General features: G+C 44.4%; 5 protein-coding genes. 4 read left to right on the top strand and 1 reads right to left on the bottom strand.

Going from position 1 to position 4,769, the window contains the following annotated elements; genetic code table 11:
- The 3 genes from Q8907_12885 to araB all read left to right on the top strand — a co-directional run.
- The coding region (locus tag Q8907_12885) for a fucose isomerase (GenBank protein ID MDP4275165.1) at window positions 1-663 on the top strand (663 nt) is incomplete at its 5' end.
- Window positions 664-758: 95 nt separating this feature from the next.
- Entirely contained in the window at window positions 759-1,451 is a 693-nt protein-coding gene (locus Q8907_12880) for an L-ribulose-5-phosphate 4-epimerase (GenBank protein MDP4275164.1), read from the top strand.
- Window positions 1,452-1,526: 75 nt separating this feature from the next.
- Window positions 1,527-3,200: a ribulokinase gene (gene araB / locus Q8907_12875; GenBank protein ID MDP4275163.1), complete on the top strand. Its 1,674-nt coding sequence runs from the start codon at window positions 1,527-1,529 to the stop codon at window positions 3,198-3,200.
- 126 nt (window positions 3,201-3,326) lie between these two features.
- Here the strand turns inward: araB and Q8907_12870 are convergent, their stop codons facing one another.
- Window positions 3,327-3,470, bottom strand: coding sequence for a hypothetical protein (locus Q8907_12870; GenBank protein ID MDP4275162.1), 144 nt, complete (start codon window positions 3,468-3,470; stop codon window positions 3,327-3,329).
- A gap of 249 nt (window positions 3,471-3,719) precedes the next feature.
- Here Q8907_12870 and prfA point away from each other — a divergent pair.
- Window positions 3,720-4,769: peptide chain release factor 1 (prfA, locus tag Q8907_12865; GenBank protein ID MDP4275161.1), on the top strand; the 1,050-nt coding region annotated here is incomplete at its 3' end.

Genomic DNA, 4,769 nt, shown 5'->3' with positions numbered 1-4,769 from the left:
TTTGGATTTGTCCCCTGCTATGTCAATTCCCGTTTTGCTGCCAAAGGCATTCCTATAGCTTGCGAAACAGACATTTACGGTGCCCTGAGTGAATACATCCTTACCTGTGCAACCCTTTCTCCTGCAACCTTACTGGACATCAACAATACCGTACCTTACGACATGTACGAAGCAGCCAAGGGCGAAGTAAAAGACTACAAACCTCACGACCTCTTTATGGGTTTCCATTGCGGAAATACAGCTTCCTGCCTGGTAAATAATGCTGCCATGACCTATCAGCGTATCATGCACCGTTTGCTGGAACCCGGAGTTGAGCCCAACATCACCCGCGGTACTCTCGATGGGGTGATCAAACCCGGAGATATCACTTTATTCAGACTGCAGTCGACTGCCGACACCCAGTTGCGTGCTTATGTTGCTGAAGGTGAAGTACTGAACATCAATCCAAAATCATTTGGAAGTATCGGTGTATTTGCCGTTAAAGAGATGGGACGTTTCTACCGCCATGCCTTGATCGCTAAACAATTTCCTCATCATGCAGGAATAGGCTTCAGGCATGAAGGGAAAGCTTTGTTTGCAGCCCTTAAGATGCTGGGCGTTTGTGATGTTTCCTTCAATCAGCCCAAAGGCATGTTATACAAAGACGAAAATCCTTTTGAATAAACTGTTCACAGCCTGTCAATCAAGCATTGACAGGCTTATGTTTTCCACCAAAATATTCAATACCAGAAGTTAGAGAAATTTTATTTAGCAAGATTATGCTCGAAGATTTAAAAAAATCAGTTTTTAAAGCCAACATCGACCTTGTAAAACATGGCCTGGTTATTTTTACCTGGGGAAATGTAAGTGGCATAGACAGGGGAAAAGGGCTGGTAGTCATCAAACCCAGCGGGGTTTCTTATGACGACCTGAAACCTGAAGATATGACGGTTGTTGACCTGGAAGGCCATATCGTTGAAGGAAAGCTAAATCCTTCATCCGACACGCCTACTCATATAGCCCTGTACAAAGCATTTAAAAATATTGGAGGAGTGGTCCATACCCATTCCGAATGGGCCACTACCTGGGCACAGGCAGGGGAATCCATACCTGCCCTGGGAACTACCCATGCCGACTATTTTTACGGGCCTATTCCCTGCACCCGTAAACTCACCCGTGAGGAAATAGAAAGCGCTTATGAAAAAGAAACCGGGAATGTCATCATTGAAACATTCCAGAACAAGGATCCGCTGGAAATTCCAGCTGTATTGGTAAACGGACATGGCCCTTTTTCCTGGGGAACCGATCCCGACAATGCAGTACACAATGCTGTAGTACTTGAATATGTTGCAAAAATGGCTCATCATACATTGACTTTGCAACAGGTACCCGGCGTTGACCAATACCTGCTCGACAAACATTACCACAGAAAACACGGGCCGGGAGCCTATTACGGTCAAAGTAAAAAATAATCAGCCTGGATTTTACGTTTTTCTCCCAGGATCAAATATTATTCAAATAATAAAAATCTAATCAACTAATTAAATATGAGTGCAAAAAAATATGTAATCGGAGTCGATTACGGAACGCTTTCAGGGCGTGCAGTTTTAGTTGACGTATCCAACGGCAACGAAGTAGCCACAGCCACGAAAAATTATACCCATGCTGTTATGGATGAATACCTGCCGGATGGGAAAACAAAACTTGAACCGGACTGGGCATTGCAACATCCTTACGATTATCTCGAAGTTTTGCACGAGACTATCCCGGCAGTTCTAAAAGAATCAGGCATAAGCAGTGATGATGTTATTGGTATGGGCATAGATTTTACTGCCTGCACCATGTTGCCCATTGACAAAAAAGGAACACCCTTATGCTTTGATGAAAAATACAAATCCAATCCCCACAGCTACGTCAAGCTTTGGAAGCACCATGCAGCACAGGATGAAGCCAACAGGCTCAACCAGATTGCTGCCGAAAGAGGTGAAGATTTCCTGCAACGCTACGGGGGGAAAATTTCTTCCGAATGGTTAATGCCCAAAATTTGGCAGATTCTGAACGAAGCTCCTGAAATTTATGCAGCAGCCGACAGATTTATTGAAGCCACCGACTGGGTCATCATGCAGCTCACCGGTGAAGAAAAACGGAACAGCTGCACTGCTGGATATAAAGCCATGTGGAACAAGCAAAAAGGATACCCCTCCAAGGAATTCTTCAAAGCCCTGGATCCGCGGATGGAAAATTTAGTTGAAGAAAAACTGAGCACAAAAATTTATCCCATCGGTGCAAAAGCTGGTGAAATCACTCCTGCAGCAGCATCCCACATCGGTTTAAAACCAGGAACTGCTGTTGCCGTTGCCAATGTTGATGCACACGTTGCTGTACCTGCTGTCGGCATTACCAGCCCCGGCAAACTGTTGATGATCATGGGTACGTCCACCTGCCACATGGTTTTGGGTGAAAAAGAAAAAATCGTTCCCGGAATGTGCGGTGTTGTTGAAGATGGCATTATCCCCGGGTATCTGGGCTATGAAGCCGGACAATCCTGCGTGGGCGATCATTTCGACTGGTTTGTAAGCAGCCTCTTCCCGGTTGAATATGCCGAAGAAGCAAAAAAACTTGGAATTGATGCACACCATCTGCTGACCGATAAAGCCGCAAAACTCAAACCGGGCGAAAACGGGCTTCTGGCACTCGACTGGTGGAACGGCAACCGTTCCGTTCTGGTGGACGTTGACCTCACCGGCATGATGCTTGGCATGACCCTGCTCACCAAACCCGAAGAAATTTACCGTGCCCTGATTGAAGCCACTGCATACGGTACCCGTATGATTGTGGACACATTCAGCGAAAATGGAGTTCCCATTCACGAACTTTACGCAGCAGGCGGCATCGCTGAGAAAAATGAACTGATGATGCAGATCTATTCTGATGTCACCAATAGGGAAATCCATATCTCCGGATCACCGCAAGCACCGGCTCTGGGTTCTGCAATGTTCGGAGCAGTAGCTGCCGGCAAAGCAAAAGGCGGATATGACGATATCGTTGACGCAGCAAAGGTTATGGCAAAGGTTAAAGACAAATACTACAAGCCAATACCCGAGAATGTCAAGGTTTACGAAAAATTATATGCCGAATATAAACGGTTACATGATTATTTCGGCCGCGGCGAAAATAATGTCATGAAAAATCTCAAAGAAATCAAGAAATCAGTTTTATAAAAAACACCAACATAGATCATAGATAAAGGCACCCTGCAAGGTGCCTTTATTTTTATATAGGCCTTTCAAAACACTGCCTTCTCTCAGATTCAAATCATTTCCCGGCTTTAGCCAAATATCCCGGCATTATTTTGAATATTCAATTTGGGCTAAAGCCAATAGAATTCCGAATTCCTTTTCCGTCAGCTGAAGCAGACGGCAATAATATAAACGCCAATAATTTTTAGCCATCACTTTTACAATAAATCCCGAAAGGGATGAATGTTTCATGTGCATTTTTCATTGCCGTTGGCTTTAGCCAACGGATAAAAGTTGATTTATATTCCGGTTTTAGCCAAAACATTTATCATTCTGAACAGCAAAAATCTTTAAAGAATTGGGCCAAAGTACCCCAATTATAAATATTCTAAATCCGTCAGCTGAAGCAGACGGCAAAGAAAGCCCGCACCGATTTATTGCATAGTCGTTTAGTGGTAACATTTTTTTATTACTTTTGCACTTAGAAAAGGAGAAAAGTTTATGGACAATAGCATGATAATCGAAAGACTCGAAGGATTAAAACTCCGGTTCGAGGAAATGGGTCAGCAAATCAACGATCCGGCCGTCATGTCCGATATGAAGCGCTACATTAAGCTCAATAAGGAATACAAGGAGCTTGAAAGGGTAGTGAAAGCATATAACGAATACAAAACCATCACCAGCAATATTGAAGCTGATAAAAATATACTTGACACGGAAAAGGATGATGAGCTGAGGCAAATGGCAAAAGAAGAGCTGGAAGGTCTCATCACCAAAATGCCAACCCTGGAAGAGAATCTTCAACTCCTGTTGATCCCTTCCGATCCTGAAGATGACAAGAACGCCATCATGGAAATCCGCGCAGGTACAGGCGGAGACGAAGCCAGCATTTTTGCAGGCGACTTGTTCCGCATGTATTCAAAATACTGTGAACTGAAAAGATGGAAGGTTGAGGTTACCCATTTTTCAGAAGGAACAGTAGGCGGTTACAAAGAAATTGTCTTCACCGTATCGGGCGAGAATGTTTATGGTACCTTAAAATATGAATCAGGAGTACACCGGGTTCAGCGCGTTCCGCAAACCGAAACACAGGGCAGGTTGCACACTTCGGCTGCTTCAGTTGCTGTACTTCCCGAAGCAACTGAATTTGATATAGAGCTCAAACAGGAAGACATCCGGAAAGATACTTACTGTTCGTCAGGGCCGGGCGGACAAAGTGTGAACACTACCTATTCGGCTATCCGGCTCACCCATATCCCCTCAGGGATTGTAGTTACCTGCCAGGATCAGAAATCTCAGATCAAAAACCTGGAGAAAGCCATGGAAGAGCTCCGTACCCGTTTATACAACCTGGAATATCAGAAATACCTTGATAATATTTCAGCAAAAAGAAAAACCATGGTTTCTACTGGAGACCGTTCGGCAAAAATCAGGACATACAATTATCCCCAGGGCAGGGTTACAGACCACAGGATTACACTCACGCTGTACAATCTTGCAGCAATCATGGATGGAGACATCCAGGAAATTATCGACAAGCTGCAAATGGCC

The sequence above is a fragment of the Bacteroidota bacterium genome, assembly GCA_030706565.1.
Classification (GTDB): domain Bacteria; phylum Bacteroidota; class Bacteroidia; order Bacteroidales; family JAUZOH01; genus JAUZOH01.
Note: the sequence above shows the minus strand (reverse complement) of the source record. Positions and strands in the feature narration are given on the sequence as shown.

Bases quoted from the DNA above. Each gene is read 5' to 3' on its own strand.
- Q8907_12880 (MDP4275164.1), top strand. From the start codon at position 759: ATGCTCGAAGATTTAAAAAAATCAGTTTTTAAAGCCAACATCGACCTT.
- araB (MDP4275163.1), top strand. From the start codon at position 1,527: ATGAGTGCAAAAAAATATGTAATCGGAGTCGATTACGGAACGCTTTCA.
- Q8907_12870 (MDP4275162.1), bottom strand. From the start codon at position 3,470: ATGAAACATTCATCCCTTTCGGGATTTATTGTAAAAGTGATGGCTAAA.